This window comes from Mycobacterium bohemicum DSM 44277 (assembly GCF_001053185.1).
GTDB lineage: Bacteria > Actinomycetota > Actinomycetes > Mycobacteriales > Mycobacteriaceae > Mycobacterium > Mycobacterium bohemicum.
Map to the genome: position 1 here is coordinate 68741 of NZ_CSTD01000004.1, position 20767 is coordinate 89507.

The 20767-nt window shown below is 69.1% G+C and carries 19 protein-coding genes; 5 read left to right on the forward strand and 14 right to left on the reverse strand.

The features are described from left to right. The 4 genes from BN971_RS17530 to BN971_RS17545 all read left to right on the forward strand — a co-directional run. On the forward strand, positions 1-442 hold a 442-nt coding region (locus BN971_RS17530; protein ID WP_139027149.1), incomplete at its 5' end, for an alpha/beta hydrolase fold domain-containing protein. A 23-nt stretch (positions 443-465) separates the two neighbouring features. Continuing rightward, positions 466-1437, forward strand: a complete 972-nt coding sequence (locus BN971_RS17535; RefSeq protein WP_085179924.1) for an alpha/beta hydrolase — start codon at positions 466-468, stop codon at positions 1435-1437. 6 nt (positions 1438-1443) lie between these two features. After that, positions 1444-2940 (forward strand): flavin-containing monooxygenase, encoded by a 1497-nt coding sequence (locus BN971_RS17540; protein WP_085179923.1) that lies wholly within the window; start codon positions 1444-1446, stop codon positions 2938-2940. 3 nt (positions 2941-2943) lie between these two features. Continuing rightward, positions 2944-3504, forward strand: coding sequence for a pyridoxamine 5'-phosphate oxidase family protein (locus tag BN971_RS17545; protein WP_085179922.1), 561 nt, complete (start codon positions 2944-2946; stop codon positions 3502-3504). Here BN971_RS17545 and metK read toward each other — a convergent pair. The 12 genes from metK to pyrR all read right to left on the reverse strand — a co-directional run bounded on the left by metK (position 3501) and on the right by pyrR (position 16477). After that, positions 3501-4712, reverse strand: coding sequence for a methionine adenosyltransferase (gene metK / locus BN971_RS17550; protein WP_085179921.1), 1212 nt, complete (start codon positions 4710-4712; stop codon positions 3501-3503). The genes BN971_RS17545 and metK overlap by 4 nt on opposite strands. 97 nt (positions 4713-4809) lie before the next feature. Beyond that, positions 4810-6069: a bifunctional phosphopantothenoylcysteine decarboxylase/phosphopantothenate--cysteine ligase CoaBC gene (coaBC, locus tag BN971_RS17555; RefSeq protein WP_085179920.1), complete on the reverse strand. Its 1260-nt coding sequence runs from the start codon at positions 6067-6069 to the stop codon at positions 4810-4812. Positions 6070-6088: 19 nt separating this feature from the next. After that, positions 6089-6415, reverse strand: a complete 327-nt coding sequence (gene rpoZ, locus BN971_RS17560; protein WP_085179919.1) for a DNA-directed RNA polymerase subunit omega — start codon at positions 6413-6415, stop codon at positions 6089-6091. 109 nt (positions 6416-6524) lie between these two features. Further along, complete coding sequence (gene gmk / locus BN971_RS17565; RefSeq protein WP_085179918.1) at positions 6525-7148, reverse strand: guanylate kinase; 624 nt, start codon at positions 7146-7148, stop codon at positions 6525-6527. 164 nt (positions 7149-7312) lie between these two features. Then, complete coding sequence (mihF, locus tag BN971_RS17570; RefSeq protein WP_007171927.1) at positions 7313-7627, reverse strand: integration host factor, actinobacterial type; 315 nt, start codon at positions 7625-7627, stop codon at positions 7313-7315. 143 nt (positions 7628-7770) lie between these two features. Continuing rightward, positions 7771-8565: an orotidine-5'-phosphate decarboxylase gene (gene pyrF / locus BN971_RS17575; protein WP_090350398.1), complete on the reverse strand. Its 795-nt coding sequence runs from the start codon at positions 8563-8565 to the stop codon at positions 7771-7773. Next, the gene (carB, locus tag BN971_RS17580; RefSeq protein WP_085179916.1) at positions 8562-11915 is read right to left on the reverse strand and encodes a carbamoyl-phosphate synthase large subunit; all 3354 of its coding nucleotides are present in this window, start codon (positions 11913-11915) and stop codon (positions 8562-8564) included. Before carB ends, pyrF begins: the two co-directional genes overlap by 4 nt. Beyond that, entirely contained in the window at positions 11915-13048 is a 1134-nt protein-coding gene (gene carA / locus BN971_RS17585) for a glutamine-hydrolyzing carbamoyl-phosphate synthase small subunit (protein WP_085179915.1), read from the reverse strand. Before carA ends, carB begins: the two co-directional genes overlap by 1 nt. Before the next feature lie 49 nt (positions 13049-13097). Further along, the gene (locus BN971_RS17590; protein ID WP_085179914.1) at positions 13098-13619 is read right to left on the reverse strand and encodes a PH-like domain-containing protein; all 522 of its coding nucleotides are present in this window, start codon (positions 13617-13619) and stop codon (positions 13098-13100) included. A gap of 61 nt (positions 13620-13680) precedes the next feature. Further along, the gene (locus BN971_RS17595) at positions 13681-14985 is read right to left on the reverse strand and encodes a dihydroorotase (RefSeq protein WP_085179913.1); all 1305 of its coding nucleotides are present in this window, start codon (positions 14983-14985) and stop codon (positions 13681-13683) included. Next, the gene (locus BN971_RS17600) at positions 14982-15926 is read right to left on the reverse strand and encodes an aspartate carbamoyltransferase catalytic subunit (protein WP_085179912.1); all 945 of its coding nucleotides are present in this window, start codon (positions 15924-15926) and stop codon (positions 14982-14984) included. Before BN971_RS17600 ends, BN971_RS17595 begins: the two co-directional genes overlap by 4 nt. Continuing rightward, complete coding sequence (pyrR, locus tag BN971_RS17605; RefSeq protein WP_085179911.1) at positions 15923-16477, reverse strand: bifunctional pyr operon transcriptional regulator/uracil phosphoribosyltransferase PyrR; 555 nt, start codon at positions 16475-16477, stop codon at positions 15923-15925. The genes BN971_RS17600 and pyrR overlap by 4 nt, the downstream gene beginning before the upstream one ends. Before the next feature lie 307 nt (positions 16478-16784). Between pyrR and BN971_RS17610 the strand changes: the two genes are divergently transcribed. Then, positions 16785-18206 (forward strand): PE family protein, encoded by a 1422-nt coding sequence (locus BN971_RS17610; RefSeq protein ID WP_169718565.1) that lies wholly within the window; start codon positions 16785-16787, stop codon positions 18204-18206. Here the strand turns inward: BN971_RS17610 and BN971_RS17615 are convergent. Beyond that, a complete protein-coding gene (locus tag BN971_RS17615; protein ID WP_085179909.1) occupies positions 18164-18964 on the reverse strand; it encodes a hypothetical protein in 801 nt (266 codons plus the stop codon). The genes BN971_RS17610 and BN971_RS17615 overlap by 43 nt on opposite strands. Positions 18965-19212: 248 nt before the next feature. Further along, complete coding sequence (locus BN971_RS17620; RefSeq protein WP_085179908.1) at positions 19213-20700, reverse strand: flavin-containing monooxygenase; 1488 nt, start codon at positions 20698-20700, stop codon at positions 19213-19215. Between the last annotated feature and the right edge of the window lie 67 nt (positions 20701-20767).

A 20767-nucleotide genomic window follows, 5' to 3' on the forward strand; every position in this document is an offset into this window, starting at 1 on the left:
GGCCCAGCGGGCCCGCGACCACGCCGGCCCGCCCGTCGCGTTCCAGCTGTTGTGGTATCCCTCCACGCAGTGGGACCCGACGCTGCCTTCGTTCACCGAGAACGCCACCGCGCCGATCCTGGATGCCAGGGCCGTCGCCGCGTTCTCCCGTTGGTACGCAGGCGAAGTCGACATGTCCAACCCGCCGCCCGGGATGGCGCCCGGCCGGGCGCCGAACCTGGGCGGCCTGCCCCCCGCCTACATCGCCGTCGCCGGCCACGATCCCCTGCGCGACGACGGCATCCGCTATGGCGAACTGCTTGCCGCGGCCGGGGTTCCGGTCGAGGTGCACAATGCCGAGGCGCTGGTCCACGGCTACCTCGGGTACGCCGGCGTGGTGCCCGCGGCCACCGCCGCGGCCGAGCGCGGGCTGGCCGCCCTGCGGGCCGCGCTGCACGGCTGACGCCGGCGCGTACGGTGAGTCCCATGACGGAGCAGTCCCCGCAGACCCCAGCCGGGCCGGGCATCGACCCGGTATTCAAATCGCTCCTCGACGCCTTCCCGATGACCTTCACCGCCGCCGACGGCGTCGAGGTCGCCCGCACGAGGCTGAAACTGCTCAAGGCGCCCGAGGAGATGCTTCCCCCGCTGCGGATCGAGAACCGCACGATCAGCCACGGCGAGCTCACCGACATCCCGGTGCGCATCTACTGGCCACCCGCCGCCGACGAGCCCAGGCCGGTGGTGGTCTTCTACCACGGCGGCGGGTTCGCGCTGGGCGACCTGGATACCCACGACCCCGTCGCCCGCTCGCACGCCGTCGGCGCCGACGCCATCGTGGTGTCCGTCGACTACCGGCTGGCCCCCGAGCACCCGTTCCCGGCCGCGGTCCACGACTGCTGGGCCGCGCTGCAGTGGGTGGCCGCCAACGCTGCCGAACTCGGCGGCGACCCGGCCCGCATCGCCGTCGCGGGCGACTCCGCCGGCGGCAACCTGGCCGCGGTGATGGCGCACCTGGCCCGGGATAACGCCGGACCGGACCTGAGCTTCCAGCTGCTGTGGTACCCGGTCGTCACCGCCGACCTGTCGCTGCCGTCCTTCATCGAGAATGCCAACGCGCCGATCCTGGACCGCGACGTCATCGACGCGTTCCTGGCCTGGTACCTGCCCGACGTCGACATCACCGACCCCGCGGCGTTGCCCGCCACCCTCGCGCCGGCCAATGCCGCCGACCATTCGAACCTGCCGCCGGCCTTCATCGGCACCGCCCAGCACGATCCGCTGCGCGACGACGGGGCCCGCTACGCCGAGTTGCTCGACGCCGCGGGGGTGCCGGTCGAGCTCTGCAACGAGCCCGCGCTGGTGCACGGCTACGTCAGCTTCGCGCTGGTGATCCCCGCCGCCGCCGAGGCCACCGACCGCGGGCTGGCGGCGCTGCGCAAGGCTCTGCACGGGTAGGCCGCCATGAGCACCGCCCCCGACTACCACACGCTGATCGTCGGTGCCGGATTCTCCGGCATCGGGGCCGCGATCAGGCTCGACCGGGCGGGGCTGCCGGACTACCTGGTGGTCGAGGCCGGCGACGGGGTCGGCGGGACGTGGCACTGGAACACCTATCCCGGTATCGCCGTGGACATCCCGTCGTTCTCCTACCAGTTCTCCTTCGAGCAGAGCCCCAACTGGTCGCGGACCTACGCGCCGGGCCGCGAACTGAAGGCCTACGCCGAGCATTGCGTCGACAAGTACGGCCTGCGGTCACGAATCCGGTTCAACACCAAGGTGATCACCGCCGAATTCGACGACGAGCACGCCGTGTGGCGGGTGCGAACCGACCCCGGCGGCGAGGTGACCGCCCGGTTCCTGATCAGCGCGAGCGGTGTGCTCACCGTGCCCAAGCTGCCCGACATCGACGGCGTGGATTCCTTCGCCGGTGTCACCATGCACACCGCGCGGTGGGACCACACCCGGGACCTGACCGGCAAACGCGTCGCCGTCATCGGCACCGGCGCCTCGGCCGTTCAGGTCATCCCCGAGATCGCCCCGATTGTCGAGCGGCTCACCGTCTTTCAGCGCACCCCGATCTGGTGTTTCCCGAAGTTCGACCTCCCCCTGCCGGCGCCGGCGCGCTGGGCGATGCGCATTCCCGGCGGCAAGGCCGTACAGCGGGCGCTCAGCCAGGCGTTCGTCGAGCTGACGTTCCCCATCTCGGCGCACTACTTCACGGTCTTCCCGCTCGCCCGCAGGATGGAGTCGGCCGGCCTGGCGTATCTGCGCAAGCAGGTCCACGACCCGGCGGTGCGCGAAAAGCTCACCCCGCGATACGCCGTCGGGTGCAAGCGGCCCGGCTTCCACAACGACTACCTGGCCACCTTCAACCGCGACAACGTGGCGCTGGTCACCGAGCCGATCGACAAGATCACGCCGGGCGCGGTGGCCACCACCGACGGCGAGACGTACGACGTCGACGTGCTGATCCTGGCGACCGGCTTCAAGGTGATGGACACCGACAACGTGCCCACCTTCGCGGTGACCGGAAGCGGAGGAGTGTCGCTGAGCCGGTTCTGGGACGAGCACCGGCTGCAGGCCTATGAGGGCGTGTCGGTTCCGGGTTTCCCCAATTTCTTCACGGTGTTCGGGCCGTACGGCTACGTCGGCTCGTCGTACTTCGCGCTCATCGAAACCCAGACCCGACACATCGTGCGGTGCCTCGAGCGGGCCCGGCACCGGGGCGCGAGCCGCATCGAGGTGACCCGGGAGGCCAACGACCGCTACTTCGCCGAGATGATGCGCAAGCGGCACCGGCAGATCTTCTGGCAGGACAGCTGCCGGCTGGCCAACAGCTACTACTTCGACAAGAACGGCGACGTGCCGCTGCGGCCCGCGACCACCGTCCAGGCGTACTGGCGCAGTAGGCGATTCGATCTCGACGACTACCGGTTCACCGCGCAGCGCTACGCTTGACGCGTGGCCAAGGTCTTTCCCCGCATCGATGAGACGCTACGCGCCTTCATCGGCGAGCAGGCGGTCTACTTCGTTGCCACCGCCCCGTCGCAGGGAGGCCGAATCAACCTCTCCCCCAAGGGCTATCGCGACACGTTCGCGGTGCTCGACGATCACACCGTGGCCTACCTCGACCTGTTCGGCAGCGGCGTGGAAACCATCGCGCACCTGCGCGACAACGGCCGCATCACCGTCATGTTCTGCTCGTTCACCCGCAACTCGCGGATCCTGCGGCTGTTCGGCACCGGGCGGGTCGTCCGTCCCGACGACGCCGAATTCCGGGAATTGCTAGCGCATTTCGAGGACAAGCACGCCGGGGCCCGCGCCGTCATCGTCATCGACGTCGAACGCATCGCGGACGCCTGCGGGTTCGCGGTTCCCTACTACGAGCTCGTCGACGAACGCCCCGTGCTCGACGCACACCACGCGCAGGCGTCCGACGAGAAGTTCGCCGGCCTCATCGGACGCAACCTTCGCAGCATCGACGGGCTGCCCGGCCTGGAGGCCGATCACCCGCTCCCCTAGACGGCGCGCCTGAGCTCGTCGACCTTGTCGAGGCGCTCCCACGGCAGGTCGACGTCGGTGCGCCCGAAGTGCCCGTAGGCGGCGGTCTGCGCGTAGATCGGGCGCAGCAGGTCCAGGTCCCGGATGATGGCGCCCGGCCGCAGGTCGAACACCTCGGGAACGATCTTCTCGATCTTGACCGGGTCGACGGTCGCGGTGCCGAAGGTCTCCACGAACAGGCCGACGGGCGCGGCCTTGCCGATCGCGTACGCCACCTGGACCTCCACGCGCTCCGCGAGGCCCGCGGCGACGATGTTCTTGGCCACCCAGCGCATCGCGTAGGCCGCCGAACGGTCCACCTTGGACGGGTCCTTTCCGGAGAAGGCGCCGCCGCCGTGGCGGGCCCAGCCGCCGTAGGTGTCGACGATGATCTTGCGGCCGGTCAGGCCCGCGTCGCCCATGGGGCCGCCGAGCACGAACTTGCCGGTCGGGTTGATCAGCAACCGCGTCGACGACGTGTCCAGCGTGTCGTGCGCCAGGTCGTCGAGGACGGTGTTGAGGACCTTCTCCCGCAGGTCGGGGGTCAGGGTGTTCGCCAGGTCGACGTCGGCGGCGTGCTGGGTGGAGATGACCACGGTGTCCAGCGCGACGGGGACGTTGTCCTCGTAGGCGATGGTGACCTGGGTCTTGCCGTCGGGGCGCAGGTAGGGCAGCACGCCGTTCTTGCGGACCTCGGTCAGCCGCCGCGACAGTCGGTGGGCCAGCGCGATGGGCAGGGGCATCAGTTCGGGGGTGTCGTTGATCGCGTAGCCGAACATCAGGCCCTGGTCCCCGGCGCCCTGGGCGTCCAGGGGGTCGCCGGTGCCCTCCACGCGGGCCTCGAAGGCCGTGTCGACGCCCTGGGCGATGTCGGGCGACTGGGCGCCGATGCCGATGTTCACCCCGCACGACGCGCCGTCGAAACCCTTCTCCGAGGAGTCGTAGCCGATGTCGAGGATCCGCGCGCGCACGGTGTTGGTGATGTCGGCGAACGCCGCCTTCGCCGTGGTGGTGACCTCGCCGACGACGTGCACCTGGCCGGTGGTCACCAGCGTCTCGACCGCGACGCGCGAGCGCGGGTCTTCCGCCAGCAGCGAGTCGAGCACCGAGTCGCTGATCGCGTCACAGATCTTGTCGGGATGCCCCTCGGTCACCGACTCACTGGTAAACAGCCGACCGTTTTCGCTCACTGTTTTGATCCTTCCGAATAGTTAGGTAGCCGAATTATATCGGTTGGCGGCAGGCCCATCAGCGCCTGACCGGTCACCACAGGAAAACCGAACCTTCTTAGCCGTCGCCGTGCAGGAACGCGACGATCGCATCAACGATACGACTGGCCATCAGCGTCTTGGAGCCGTGCTGCAGGGCCGACTCCGTGCCGTCGGAGGCCAGCAGCCAGCCGTCGTTGTTGTCCACCTCGAACGCCCGGCCGTCGCCGACCGCGTTGACGACCAGCAGATCGCAGCCCTTTCGCCGCAGCTTCGCGCGGGCGTGAAACAGCACGTCGCCGCTGGCGTCGCCGGTCTCGGCGGCGAAACCCACGATGGCCCGCATGTTCGGGAGTTCGCCGTGGCTGCGCGCCCGCACCACGCCGGCCAGCACGTCGTCGTTGCGCACCAGGTCGATCGACGGCGCCGCGGCCGCGTCGTCGGCGCCCTTTTTGATCTTGGCCGCCGAAACCTGGGCGGGGCGGAAGTCGGCGACCGCGGCCGCCATCACCAGCACGTCGGCCGCGGGAGCGTGCTTGGACACCGCGTCGCCGAGTTGCTCGGCCGAGCTGACCTGAATCACCTCGACGCCGGCGGGGTCGATCAGCCCGGCGGTGTGCCCGGCGATCAGCGTGACCTCGGCGCCGCGCTGGGCGGCGACCCGGGCCACGGCATAGCCCTGCTTGCCCGAGCTGCGGTTGCCGATGAACCGCACCGGGTCGATCGGTTCGCGGGTGCCGCCGGCGGTCACCAGCACCTTGCAGCCGGCCAGGTCGTAGGGCAGCGCGTCGTGCCGCTCCAGCAGCAGGTGGGCCAGCGTGGTGATCTCCTCGGCCTCCGGCAGCCGGCCCGCCCCGCTGTCGGCGCCGGTGAGCCGCCCGGACGCGGGTTCGAGCACCACCGCTCCGCGGCGGCGCAGGGTGGCGACGTTGTCGACCGTGGCCGGATGCAGCCACATCTCGGTGTGCATCGCCGGCGCGAACAGCACCGGGCAGCGGGCCGTGAGCAACGTGGCGGTCAGCAGGTCGTCGGCCCGGCCGGCGACGGCGCGGGCCAGCAAGTCCGCGGTGGCCGGCGCCACCACGACCAGATCGGCCTGCTGGCCGAGCCGGACGTGCGGCACCTCGGGGACGTCGGAGAAGACGCCGGTGTGCACCGGCTGGCCGGAGAGCGCCTCGAAGGTGGCGGCGCCGACGAAGCGCAGCGCGGAGTCGGTGGGGATGACGCGGACCTGGTGGCCGGCCTCGGCGAGCTGACGGACGACGGTGCACGCCTTGTAGGCGGCGATGCCCCCGGAAACGCCGACGATGACCTGTTTGGCGATCGGCTTACGGTCCACAGCGCCCGGCCCTGGCCTGTTACTCGCCCTCGGTGTGCTCGAGCAGGTCGGCGTGGATCTCGCGCAGCGCGATCGACAGCGGCTTCTCCTGCAGCCCGGGCTCGACCAGCGGGCCGACGTACTCGAGGATGCCCTCGCCGAGCTGGTTGTAGTAGTCGTTGATCTGGCGGGCCCGCTTGGCCGCGTAGATCACCAGCGCGTACTTGCTCGAAACGCGGTCCAGCAACTCGTCGATTGGGGGGTTGGTGATGCCCAGCGGGGTGTCGTAGGCGCCCAATCCACCCGCCGCCGGGTCGAATTGGTCGGAAACGGCGGCCAGCGGCGCGTCGGACGGCGAAGTAGTCACGTAGGTCAATCTCCTCAGCGGTGAGAGGCGGTTAGAAGCCCTGAAACGGCCAGGAACCGCTAGACACTCGATGCTCGATGTGATTTTGGCTCCTGGTCTGGCCAGACGGTCATGCCGGGCCCGGCGCAGTTACCAGCAAGGATACCAATTCGGCACACGCAGACTCCAATCGACTGTTGACCACCACCTCGTCGAAGTCGCCCTGGGCCGCCATTTCCACGCGCGCGGTGTCCAGGCGGCGCCGGATCACCTCGGGTGTCTCGGTGCCCCGGCCGACGAGCCTGGCCTCGAGGTCCTCCCAGCTGGGCGGCGCCAGGAACACGGTGATCGCCTCGGGCATCGCCTTCTTGACGGCCCTGGCCCCGGCGAGGTCGACCTCGATGAGCACCGGACGTCCGGCGGCGGTGGCGGCCCGCACCGGCTCGGCCAGGGTCCCCGATCGGTGCAGCCCGCCGTGGATATCGGCCCACTCCAGCAGGGCGCCCTGGTCGATCAGCTCCTGGAAGCGGGCCGGGGTGACGAAGTGGTAGTCGACGCCGTCGACCTCGCCCGGGCGCGGCGCCCGTGTGGTGGCCGAGACGCTGAAGTGCAGGTCGGGGATCCGCTCGCGCAGGCACCGGACCACGGTGGACTTGCCGACGGCCGAGGGACCGGACAGCACGACGACGCGCCCCTTGCCGGTTGGCTCGTGCCGTGTCGCATGCCCGAGGTCCGGTCCCCCGCCGGCGGTCACCGGCGCTCCCTGGTCGGCGCCCCCACAGGCCTTCCGGCCTGCATCGTCGTCGGCGGGTGCCGATTGCCCGACTCCTCCTCAGGCCTGACGGCCTGCATCGTCGTCGGCGAGTGCCGATTGCCCGACTCCTCCTCAGGCCTGACGGCCTGCATCGTCGTCGGGCGTTAGGAGCCGAACTTTTCCAGCAGGGCCTTGCGCTGCCGGTCGCCGAGGCCGCGCAGGCGGCGGGTCGGCGCGATTTCCAGCTCGGTCATGATTTCCTGCGCCTTGACCTTGCCCACCTTGGGCAGGGCCTCCAGCAGGGCAGACACCTTCATCTTGCCCAGGACTTCGTCCGTCTCGGCGTCCTTGAGCACCTGCGTGAGGTTGGTGCCGCCACGCTTCAGCCGGTCCTTGAGCTCTGCTCGTGCACGACGTGCGGCTGCCGCCTTCTCCAAGGCGGCCGCGCGCTGCTCGTCGGTCAACTGGGGAAGGGCCACTATTCCTCCGTCTCTGATCAAACCGAATCGATCGCTGTTGTCTCTGCCTGGTACTTCTGCCAGCGCAGACGACCGTACCCACGCTTCGGAACGAAATCTAACCCGCCCCCCTGGTAAAGGCGAACAAATGCCCAGCGTGGGCCTCACCCGGCGCCCGCGACGGCGGTCACAGCGGGGGTGCACCGGCCCCGTCGTCTCGCCCGAGCCGGGATGCTCACCCGAACGCCGATCTCAGCTCTGACCAGCGCTTTTGCCACCGCGGCCGCACGCACGGCGCCCGGGGCCCGGTCGACAAGGACCGGCCCGCCCAGCGCGCTGACGTCCGGCGGCTCGAAGACCGTCGCCCCGACCACCACACCGACGTAGCCGGCCCCGGCGGGGGTGGCCGACCGGTTCAGCTGGGCCGCCTGGTCGACGACCATCTGGGCCACCGTGCGCCCGTCGAACGCGGCCCGCTGCACGGTCGCGCCCTCGGGGTTGGAGGTGGCCGCCAGGACGAACACCCCGGTGTTGTGCGCCGCCGCGGCCTCGAGCAGCGGCCGCAGCGCGCCGAAGCCCAGGTACGGCGAGGCGGTCACCGCATCGGCGGCCAGGGGCGAGTCGCCGGCCCAGGCCGCGGCGTAGGCGGCCATCGTGGTTCCGATGTCACCGCGCTTGGCGTCGGCCAGCACCAACACCCCCGCGGCGCGCAGCGCGGCGATGGTGCGCTCCAGCACCGCGAACCCGGCGGCGCCGTAGGCCTCGAAGAAGGCCACCTGCGGTTTGACGACCGCGAAGCCCGCGAACGCCTCCACGCAGATGTCACAGAAGGCGGCCAGGCCGTCGGCGGTGGTGGGCAGGCCCCAGGCCTGCAACAGCTGCGGATGCGGGTCGATACCCAGGCACAGCGGCCCGCGGCTGCGCTTGGCGGCGGTCAGCCGGTCGCCGAACCCGGTCACCGGCCCTTGCCATGCTGGCCGATCAGGCTGTGCAGCTCCTGCAGGCTGCGCACCCCGATGTCGCCGCGGATCGCCGCCTCGATGCCCTGAATGGCGGCCGAGGCGCCCTGCACGGTCGTCACGCAGGGGATGTTCGCCGAGACCGCGACCGACCGGATCTCGTAGCCGTCGATGCGCGGCCCGGAGTTGCCGTAGGGCGTGTTGATCACCATGTCCACGTCGCCCGCCCTGATCGCGTCGACGGCGGACACCGCGGGCCGGCCCTGCTGCGGCGGCTCGAAGTGCTTGCGCACCTCGTCACACGGAATCCCGTTGCGCCGCAACATCTCCGCGGTGCCCTCGGTGGCCAGCACCCGGAATCCCAGGTCCGCCAGGCGCTTGACCGGGAACACCAGGGACCGCTTGTCCCGGTTGGCGACCGACACGAAGATGGTGCCCTGCACCGGCAGCGACCCGTAGGCGGCGGTCTGGCTCTTGGCGAACGCGCTGCCGAAGTCGCGGTCGATGCCCATCACCTCGCCGGTGGACTTCATCTCCGGCCCCAGCAGCGAATCGATGGCATCCCCGTCGGCGCCGCGGAAGCGGTGGAAGGGCAACACCGCCTCCTTGACGGCGATCGGGGCCTGCGGCGGCGCGTGCGCGCCGTCGCCGGACGCCGCCAGCATGCCCTCCTCGCGGAGCTGGGCGATGCTGGCGCCCAACATGATTCGGGCGCACGCCTTGGCGAGCGGGACGGCGGTGGCCTTGGATACGAAAGGAACGGTACGGCTCGCTCTCGGGTTCGCCTCCAGGACGTAGAGCACGTCGTCCTTCAGCGCGTACTGCACGTTGAGCAGTCCGACGACGCCGATACCCCGCGCGATGGCCTCCGTGGCGCGGCGCACCTTCTCGATGTCGCTGCGGCCCAGCGTCACCGGCGGCAGCGCGCAGGCCGAGTCGCCGGAGTGGATGCCGGCCTCCTCGATGTGCTCCATCACGCCGCCGATGTAGACCTCCGAGCCGTCGCACAGGGCGTCGACGTCGATCTCCACCGCGTCCTCCAGGAAGCGGTCGACGAGCACCGGGTGCTCCGGGGACAGCTCGGTGGCGCGGGTGATGTAGCCGCGCAGCGTCTCCTCGTCGTAGACGATCTCCATGCCGCGCCCGCCCAGCACGTACGACGGGCGCACCAGCACCGGGTAGCCGATCTCCTCGGCGATCTTTCTGGCCTGGGCGAAGGTGGTTGCCGTGCCGTACTTCGGCGCGGGCAGACCCGCCGCGCCGAGCACGTCGCCGAAGGCGCCGCGGTCCTCGGCCAGGTCGATCGCCTCCGGCGGGGTGCCCACGATCGGGACACCCGCGTCGGCGAGCCGCTGCGCCAGGCCGAGCGGGGTCTGCCCGCCGAGCTGCACGATGACGCCCACCACCCCCGGACCGCCCGCGCCCGACTGCGTCTCGGCGCGGAACACCTCGAGGACATCCTCGAACGTCAGCGGCTCGAAGTACAGCCGGTCGGCGGTGTCGTAGTCGGTGGACACCGTCTCGGGGTTGCAGTTGACCATCACGGTCTCGAAACCCGCCTGGGACAACGTGGTTGCCGCGTGCACGCAGCTGTAGTCGAATTCGATGCCCTGCCCGATCCGGTTGGGTCCGGACCCGAGGATCAGCACCTTGGGCCGCTCGGCCTGCGGGGCGACCTCGGTCTCGGCGGCGGGGTCGAGCTCGTAGCTGCTGTAGTGATACGGCGTCTTGGCCTCGAACTCCGCCGCGCAGGTGTCCACCGTCTTGTACACCGGGTGGATGCCCAGGCGCTCGCGCAGCGAGCGCACGCCGTCCTCGCCGGCCAGTTCCGGCCGCAGCGCGGCGATCTGGCGATCCGACAGCCCGCTGTGCTTGCCGCGCCGCAGCAGCTCCGAGTCGAGCACCGGGGCGGCGACGAGCTCGGCGCGCAGCGCGACCAGCTCGCCGATCTGCGCGACGAACCAGGGATCGACGCCGGAGGCCTCGGCGACCCGCTCCACCGGGGCGCCGAGCCGCAGCGCCAGTTCGATGTCGTAGAGCCGTCCCTCGGTCGGGGTCCGCAGCCGCTCGAGCACCTCGTCGACGCCGCCCGGGGCGTCGGGCTTGGTCCAGAAGCCGGCGCGGGTGGTCTCCAGCGACCGCATCACCTTGCCGAGCGCCTCGATGAAGTTGCGGCCCAGCGACATCGCCTCGCCGACGGACTTCATCGTGGTGGTCAGCGTGGGATCGGCGCCGGGGAATTTCTCGAACGCGAACCGTGGCGCCTTGACCACGACGTAGTCCAGGGTCGGCTCGAAGCAGGCGGGGGTCTCCTTGGTGATGTCGTTGACGATCTCGTCGAGGGTGTACCCGATGGCCAGCTTCGCGGCGATCTTGGCGATCGGGAAGCCGGTGGCCTTGGACGCCAGCGCGCTGGACCGGGATACCCGCGGGTTCATCTCGATGACGATCAGCCGCCCGTCGGTCGGGTTGACCGCGAACTGGATGTTGCAGCCGCCCGTGTCCACGCCCACCTCGCGCAGGATCGCGATGCCCAGGTCGCGCATCCGCTGGTATTCGCGGTCGGTCAGCGTCATGGCGGGCGCGACGGTGACCGAGTCGCCGGTGTGCACGCCCATCGGGTCGACGTTCTCGATCGAGCACACCACCACGACGTTGTCGTGGCCGTCGCGCATGAGCTCGAGCTCGAATTCCTTCCAGCCGTAGATGGATTCCTCGATGAGCACGTTGGCGCTGGGGGAGGCGGCCAGCCCGGCGCCGGCCATCCGGTCGACCTCCTCGAAGCTGCGGGCCATGCCCGAGCCCAGCCCGCCCATCGTGAAGCTGGGCCGCACGACGACCGGCAGGCCGAGGTCGGCGACCGTCTCGCGGACCTCGTCCATGGTGAAACACACTCGGCTGCGGGCGGATTCGCCGCCGACCTTGGCGACTATGTCCTTGAACATCTGCCGATCCTCGCCGCGCTGGATGGCGTCGAAGTCGGCGCCGATGAGCTCGACGCCGTGGCGCTCCAGCGCGCCGTTCTCGTACAGCGCGACCGCGGTGTTCAGCGCGGTCTGTCCGCCCAGGGTGGCCAGCAGCGCGTCGATCCTATTGCCGCGCTCGGCCTGCTGGGCGATCACCTTCTCGACGAACGCGGCGGTGATCGGCTCGACGTAGGTGTGGTCGGCGTACTCCGGGTCGGTCATGATGGTGGCCGGGTTGGAGTTGACCAGGCTGACCTGCAGGCCCTCGGCGCGCAACACCCGGCACGCCTGGGTGCCCGAGTAGTCGAACTCGCAGGCCTGGCCGATCACGATCGGTCCGGACCCGATCACCAGCACGTGGTTGAGGTCACTGCGACGCGGCACTAGCGTTCCCCTTCGCCGTGTTGGGCGGCCATCAGGTCGATGAATTGGTCGAACAGGTACTCCGCGTCGTGCGGGCCCGCGGCGGCCTCGGGGTGGTACTGCACCGAAAACGCCCGGCCGTCGGCCAATTTCACGCCCTCGACGACGCCGTCGTTGGCGCAGGTGTGGCTGACGATCGCCGGTCCGAACGGGGTGTCGAACGACTGGCCCGCCTCGCCCTCCAGGGCGAAGCCGTGGTTCTGCGCGGTCACCGCGACCCGGCCGGTGGCGTGGTCGATCACCGGGATGTTGATGCCGCGGTGCCCGAACACCATCTTGTAGGTGGACAGGCCCAGGGCCCGGCCCAGGATCTGGTTGCCGAAACAGATGCCGAACAACGGGATTCCCGCACCGAGCACCTCGCGGGTGACGGCGACGACGTGGTCGGCGGTGGCCGGGTCGCCCGGGCCGTTGGACAGGAACACTCCGTCCGGCTTGATCTCGCCGATCTGCTCGAAGGTCGCCGACGCCGGCAGGACGTGGGTGCGCACGCCGCGACGGGAGAAATTGCGTGGCGTATTGGTCTTGATCCCCAGGTCCAGCGCGGCGACCGTAAAGCGCTGCGGCGCTTCGGGTTCGACGATGTAAGTGTCAGGGGTGCTGACCTCGCCGGCCAGATCGGCGCCCAGCATGGACTCCTGGCCACGGACCCGCTCCAGCAGTTCGGCGGTGTCGGCCAGCGCCGCACCGGAGAACACGCCGGCCTTCATCGAGCCGCGGCTGCGCAGGTGGCGCACCACCGCGCGGGTGTCGATGCCGGCGATGCCGACCACCTGCTGGCGGACCAACTCGTCCTCCAGGGTGCCGGTCGCGCGCCAGTTGGAGGCGCGCGGCGACGGGTCGCGCACCGCGTAGCCGGCGACCCAGATCTTGTCGCCCCGGCTCTCGGCGTCCTCGTCGTTCCACCCGGTGTTGCCGATCTGCGGCGCGGTGGCCACCACGATCTGCCGGTGGTAGCTGGGGTCGGTCAGCGTCTCCTGGTAGCCGGACATGGCGGTGGAGAACACCGCCTCCCCGAGCGCCTGGCCCACCTTGCCGAACGGCGCCCCGGTGAAGACGCGGCCGTCCTCGAGCACCAGCAACGCTTTACTCATGGGCGCCGCTCCTCCTCATCGCTTCTCTCTGCATCGTCGCCGGCGCGACTCACGCGACACCCTCCTTCCCGCCGGCCGGGCTGCCCTCCAGCCAGGCGGCGTAGTCGTCGCGGTGGCTGGCCCGGAAACCGGTGTCGATCTCGACCCCCGATTTCAGCCGCCACCGAATCGCCAGAATCCCGATCCGGGCCCGCTCCCTGCCTCCCATGCCGCGCTCCATCCGGATATCCGTGATCGCCTCACTGGGAATCCAAATCGGTTGTGCCCGTGCGCGTTCGATCATGATTCCGCCGGCGTAGCGGGTGAGCACCGCCTTGCTGCGGAAACCCAGGTCGCCGGCCGCGATCCGCTCGGTCCAGCCCGGCGCCAACATCGAGCCGCAATAGTGGCCGCGGGTCGTGGTGATCTCCGCGCCCACCTGGTCGGGCACGGCGGGCAGGTCGCCGATCAGCTCCTCCTGCCGCTGCGAGCGGCGCCGCCAGCTGCGCATCATCAGCTGGATGACGACCGCGATCAGCACCACCAGCACGGCCGCGAAGATCAGCGACCCCACCAGCGTGCCCGAGTTCATGGGCGCCGCTCCTTCTCATAGGCACCGCTCATGCGGCGCACGGTCGGGTCGCCGGCGCGGTTCATGCCGGGCACTTCCCGTCCCGGGCGGTGACCTTCCCGCGCAGCAGGGTCGCAGTCACCGTGGCCGGCAGTGTCATCGACTCGTAAGGCGTGTTGGCCGACCGGCTCGCCAGGTCCGGCCCGGCGACCGTCCAGGTGGCGTCCGGATCCACCACCGTCAGGTTCGCGGGCTCCCCCACTTCCAGCGGCCGGCCGTGATCCGGCAGCCCGACGATGCGTGCCGGGTTCTCGCTCATCACCCGCGCCACGTCGCGCCAGGTCAGCTGCCCGGGCAGCACCATCGCCTGCACCACGACCGACAACGCCGTCTGCAACCCGAGCATGCCCGGGCGCGCCGCGGAGAATTCACAGCACTTCTCGTGCTCGGCGTGCGGAGCATGGTCAGTGGCCACACAATCGATGATCCCTTCGGCCAGCGCCTGCCGCAGGGCCGCGGCGTCGGAGGCCTCGCGCAGCGGCGGGTTGACCCGGTTCACCCCGTCATAGCTGGCCAGCCTGCCGTCGTCGAGCGCCAGGTGGTGCGGGGTCACCTCGGCCGTGATCGAGATCCCTTGCGCTTTCGCCCATTTCAGGATCTCGACGGTGCCCGCGGTGGAGGCGTGGCAGATGTGCACGCGGGCTCCGGCGTCGCGGGCCAGCAGCGCGTCGCGGGCGACGATCGACTCCTCGGCGGCGCGAGGCCAGCCGGCCAGGCCGAGCCTGGCGGCGGTGGGCCCCTCGTGGGCGACGGCGCCGGCGGTCAGCCGCGGCTCCTCGGCGTGCTGGGCGATCAGCACGCCCAGCCCGGTCGCGTACTCCAGCGCGCGGCGCATCACCAGCGGGTCGTGGACGCAGACGCCGTCGTCGGAGAACATCCGCACTCCGGCGGCGCCGGCGGCCATCATGCCCATCTCGGTGAGCTCGGCACCGGCCAGTCCCACGGTGACCGCGCCGACGGGATGCACGTCGACGAGGCCAACCTGCTGGCCGCGCTGCCACACGTGGTCGGTCACCACCGGACTGTCGGCGACCGGGTTGGTGTTGGCCATCGCGAACACCGCGGTGTAACCGCCCAGAGCGGCAGCGGCCGAGCCGGTTTCGATGTCCTCGGCGTATTCGCGGCCGGGCTCGCGCAGGTGGGTGTGCAGGTCCACCAGCCCGGGCAGCAGCACCTGGTCGCGCGCGTCGATGACGTCGGCGTCGTCAGGGATGGCGAGCTCCGCGCCGATGTCGGCGATCTGTCCCTCGTAGCCCGGACTGTCGACCAGCACGTCGACGCGATCGCCCTCGCCGTACAACCGCACCCCGCGGATCAATACACTCACGCCGAGATCTCCTCCGCCCCGACCAGCACGTGGAACAGCACGGCCATCCGCACATGCACACCGTTGGAAACCTGTTGCAGCACCGCCGATTGCGACGAATCGGCCACCGACGAGGAGATCTCCATGCCGCGCAGCATCGGGCCGGGGTGCAGCACCACGGCGTGGCCGGGCAGGATCGCCTGACGGCGGCCGGAGAGCCCGTAGAGCGACGAGTATTCGCGCACCGACGGGAAGAAGCCGCCGTTCATCCGCTCGGCCTGCACCCGCAGCATCAGCACCGCGTCGGCCGCGGGCAGCTCCGCGTCGAAGTCGTGCGACATGGTGACCGGCCAGCCTTCGACCCCGACAGGCAGCAGCGTCGGCGGCGCGACCAGCACCACCTCGGCGCCGAGCGTGTCGAGCAGCGTGACGTTGGAGCGGGCGACCCGGCTGTGCAGGATGTCGCCGACGATCACGATGCGGCGCCCCTCGATCCCGCCGAGCCGCTGCCGGATGGTCAGGGCGTCCAGCAGCGCCTGGGTGGGGTGCTCGTGCGTGCCGTCGCCGGCGTTGATCACCGACGGCCCCGAGTCGCCGGTGCAGGTCCACTCGGCGAGCAGTTGCGCGGCGCCGGACGCCGGGTGCCGGACGATCAGCGTGTCGGCCCCGGCGGCCCGCAGCGTCAGCGCCGTGTCACGCAGCGACTCGCCCTTGCCCACCGACGACCCGGCCGCGCTGACGTTGATGACGTCGGCGCTCATCCACTTGCCGGCGACCTCGAACGACACCCGGGTGCGGGTGGAGTTCTCGTAGAACATGGTGATCACCGTGCGGCCGCGCAGCGTGGGCAGCTTCTTGACCTCCCGGCCCACCAGCGCCTCGGCGAACCGGTCGGCGTCGTCGAGGATGGCGGTGGCCTCGTCGCGGCTCAGGTCGCCGGCGGCCAGCAGGTGGCGCGTCATCGGGAGATCACCACGCCGTCGCGGCCGTCGTGCTCGCTGAGCAGCACGTGCACGCTTTCGCTGCGCGAGGTCGGCACGTTCTTGCCCACATAGTCCGCGCGCAGCGGGAGTTCGCGGTGGCCGCGGTCGACCAACACCGCCAGCTGCACCACGCGCGGACGGCCCACGTCGCGCAGCGCGTCCAGGGCCGAGCGCACCGAGCGCCCGGAATACAGCACGTCGTCGACCAGGATCACCAGTGCGTCGTCGATGCCGCCGGCCGGGATCGCGGTGACCTCCAGCGGCCGCGGTGGCTTCTGCATGAGATCGTCGCGATACAGGGTGATGTCGAGCGCCCCGTGGGCCACCTCCACGCCGCTGTACTCCGCGATGTTGGTGGCCAGCCGGTCGGCCAGGATCACCCCGCGCGTCGGGATTCCGAGCAGTACCACCCGCGGCGCGTCGGGCCCGTCCAGGGCGGTCTTCTCGATGATCTGATGCGCGATGCGCGAAACGGTGCGGCCCACGTCGGCCGCCGACATCAGCTCCCGGGATTCACCCGCGGCACCCATACGAAACTTGACCTCCTTCTCCGCCTCACGGGACGGATCGTTAAAGGGGGTTTGTAGAACACGTTCGTGTCCTACCCGCTAGGAGGGTATCAGTCGCTCAGGCCGTTCGTTCGGACCGCATTAACGCGCCCGGCATCGACCTCGAAACAATCAGCGACGGATAGCCCCGCTGCGTTCATCACCGGGGTAAGTGTGCCGAGCGAATATTTGAAAACGCGGTGTTCCACGTAGGGCAATCCACTGTTACGATTCGATTTCGCCGATGCTCCGCCTTCGGGCCGGGGCGTCGGCCAAGGAGGCTGCTGCTATGCCATTGCTGAGCGTGACGCCGGAGGTTGTGTCGGCGGCGAGCGAAAACTTGCAGGAAATCGGCTCTTCGGTGCGTAGCGCGACCGCGGCGGCAGAGGCCCAAACCGCCGTGATCGCAGCCCCAGCCGCCGACGAGGTCTCAGCAGCGATCACGGCCTTGTTTGGTACGCACGCGCAGGAATTCCAAGCCGCCAGCTCGCGGGCCGCAGCTTTCGGCGAAAACTTCGCAGCGACGTTGCGCTCGAGCTTGCATGAGTACCTCAGTGCCGAGGCAGCTAACGTCGGGCAAATATTGTCGAACGATGCGCGTCAGTTCCTCAGTACTGAGGCAACCGTCCTCCCGCAAAATCTGCTGAAAGGCATCGGCACAGGTCAAGCGACTGTGGGCGGTGCCGCCGCGAAACCACCAGCCGAGTATTATTACCCTTGGGGCAATAAAGGCCTACAGACATCCTTTTTTGGTACTATAAGCCTCCCAATTACTTCGTTGGGTAATAACGTCGCGGCCCTTCTTTTAACTCCCGGACAACCGTATGCATTGGGCAATCAGATTGCACCCTATCTTAACGGAAAACCGATTATTACTTACAGCTTCACCTCGGGTGCGGATGATTCCGGAAATATCCTTTTCTCCGGAAGTGTGACCACCCCCGGCGGCTACGGAATAGGGCTGGTTGCCGACACTTTAACTAGTAATTACGGCGAGAATCTATCCCTTCCCGTGGTCGGCAAGGAATCGGTGACCGCGAACGTTGGGGCCGGTATTTACGGCGCGACTGGATACGTATTCGGCGCAGGGGGCGGGGTGGTGGCGAACACGCAACAGGGCATTTATGCCGCAAGTGTTGGCGGGGAGCTGCCTGTTGTCGGTGGCGGTGGCCAGGCATTGGTGCAGTACAACAGCGGAACCGGCGTGTCCTTCGCCGGTTCTGTATCCGCTCCGCTTGACTTGGCAGGGGTGTCGGTACAGGCGAACCCCGGCGTCGGATTTTACAACGCCACCGCAAACATTGGGGGCGTCTTCGGTAGTGGGGATTCGGTGACTTGGCAACCGAACGTTGGCTTCACGACCACCGGCGTCATGTCAGGTTTAACTATTTCCGATCCCTCCGAAGATATAAATGATTTACTTGGTGGAAATGGCCTCCTATCAGGGGGCGTTCCCAACACCGGCAATCTGACTCCCAATGAACAGTTGTGGCAAAATTACGATAATCAACTAAACCAATGGGACCAGGCGGTAAATACTTGGGACGACAAGTATGAAGCTAATCTTACGTGGTTGGAAAAAAATGACGACAACTTGGAGTATCAGGAATACGGCCTCGGACCTGAGCCGTACCCGAATCTCGGTCCTGAACCTCCCGCTCCCGGTCCCTATCCCGTTGAACCTACCCCCCCTGATGTCCCGGACGATTGAGTCAAGTCAATAGGCCGACCGGGTCCCGCGCTGTCGGGTGACCACCTCGAACGCTTCGCGGGTGCGGGCCTCGGCGAGCGGCCCGTGAGCCCCTGCCGGCGATACTGCTTCAAGGCCTGTTTCTCGGGGTAGGCCGCGGGTGCCGCGGCGAAGATCTCGGCGGCCAGTTCGGGGCCGAACCGCTTCTCGATGCGGCGACGTTCCGCGTGGCGCACCCGCAGCAGCGCCCGGGTGTAGAGACAGCCGATCTGATCGGCCAGTGCCGTGGCCCCCCAACCCAGTGCCTGGGGCCTCAGGCGGCACCACTGCGCAGCGCCGGAGCCGTCGAGCGCGAGCGCCAGCGCCCCGTCCCGCGAGGATTCGGCGTAGATCCGGGCCTGCCCGTCGCTGCCGGTGGCGGCCAGCCAGGCGAAGACGTGGTTCGCCGACGCTTCGAGCCGCTCCCACGGGGCCGAAGCGTCGGCGACGGGGCCGCCACCCTCAGCACAGCGCGTAAACAGTTCTATCGCCTGCGCCTGCACCAGGCGGTGCACCCGCGTCCGGGCGGTGCGCAGGGCCTCGACGATGAGGCGCTCCAACGCGCGGCTGGTGTACCGCTCGAGCGCGCCGTCTTCGATGCTCAGGCGCCCCAGCGTCCCGTCGGCGCGAAAACGCGCCGCCACGGGCCCGCCCGCCTGCACCATGTCGCAGGCGTCGATCAGTGCCGCCAGCCGCGCGCGCAAGTCGGCGACTTCGCCCGCGCCGTCGAGCCGGCTCACGATGCGACACCGGCCGGCGGGCGCCGACGCGTTGCCGCGCCGTCCAAACCCGTTCCAGCCGTGGCCATGTCGCCTCCTAATTCTCCGGCTGTCTGAGGTTGGACGGCAGCTTACCTCGGGTTGACGGGCGTCAAACGTCGCCGGGGAAGCCGTTTCGCTTCCAGGCTCGTTAGGGCTGGTCGCCATGTCATCGGACGGAGTGGTGATCCGAAAAGCGAAGCGCGCCAGGAAGTGCGCACAGGGCCGGGTCAGGTGATCGTGTAGTCGCTGAGCGGGAAAGTGGAGGATTCCCGCAAGGCGTTGAGCGTGCTGGTCGGCCGCAGCAGCGATGCCTCACCGGTGGGGCTGAAATAGTACGACCGCGACGAGGCGCAGTCACCGTTGTAGAACACCGAGTTGCCCAGCGACCGGGTCATGCGGTCGAGGAAACGGGCGTTGGCCTCTTCGGTCACCTCGAAAGTGGTCGCACCGCGGCGCTTCACCTCACCGAGAAGCCGGTCCATGTGCCGCATCTGGGCCTCGATGGTGTGAAAGAAGGACAGGCCGGAGAAGGCGAACGGGCTGGCCAGGCCGAGGTAGTTGGGAAAGTAGGGCACCGACATCCCTTGGTAGGCCTGAAATCCGCTCTCGCGCCACCACTTTCCGAGGTTCCGGCCTTCGCGGCCAACCACCTCGACGGCCGGGAAGTTGGCCTCCCAGATGTCGAATCCCGTCGCCAGGACGAGGGTGTCGACGACGATTTTGCGGCCGTCCGCGGTAACGACGCCGTCGGCCTCGACCCGCTCGATGGGGTTGGTCTCCAGGTGCACGTGCGGCTTGGTGAACGCCCGGTAGTAGGAGTTGGAGAAGGTGGGCCGCTTGCAACCGCAGTCATAGTCCGGTGTCAACTTGGCGCGCAGTTCCTTGTCGCGGATCGACGCGAAGCGGTTGATCTTGGCCATGTCGGAGGCGGTGATGTTGCCCCGGCCACGGGTTTCCTTGAAGTGCAACACCCCGATCACCAGGATCATCTCGATCACGATGTCGCTGATCCAGCGGAGGATCCGCTGCGCCCACGGCAGCCGCGCGAACAGGCGTTGCGCCGCCGGGGGAAATTCGAAGTCGGGCTTGGGCAGCACGTGGGTGGCGGTGCGCTGGTACACGATCAGTTCCCCGGCCTGCTCGGCCAACTTCGGGATGACCTGCACCGCGGACGCCCCGGTCCCGATGACCGCGATGCGGCGCCCCTCATAGCGGTAGTCGTGATCCCAGGCCGTGGTATGGACGATCTTGCCCCGGAACCCGCTGATGCCCGCGATATCGGGGGTGCGGGGCTGAGACAGGAAGCCGGTCGCGGTGATCAAGAGCCGGGTCGTCAATGTTTCGCCGCCCATCAGGGCCACCCGCCAGACTCCGGCGTCCTCGTCCCACTGGGCACCTTCCACCGTCGCGTTGAACCGCATGTGGCGGCGCACGTCATACTTCTCGGCGACGTCGGCGGCGTACTGCTTGACCTCGGAGCCCGGCGCGAACAACCGCGACCACTTCGGGTTGGGTTCGAACCAGTACGAGTACGTGGTGGACGGGATGTCGACGGCGACACCTGGGTAGTGGTTGACGTGCCAGGTGCCGCCCAGGTCGTCTTCGCGGTCAAGGATGACGAAATTCTCGTATCCCAGACGCTTGAGCTGGACGGCCGCTCCGATGCCGCCGAATCCCGCGCCGACAATGACGGCGTCGAAACGGTTCGAGTTCACACCATGCTCCGTGCTTACAGTCTCCGTACTTGCAGGGAAAATTTTACCCAGGCGTAGACGTACCCAC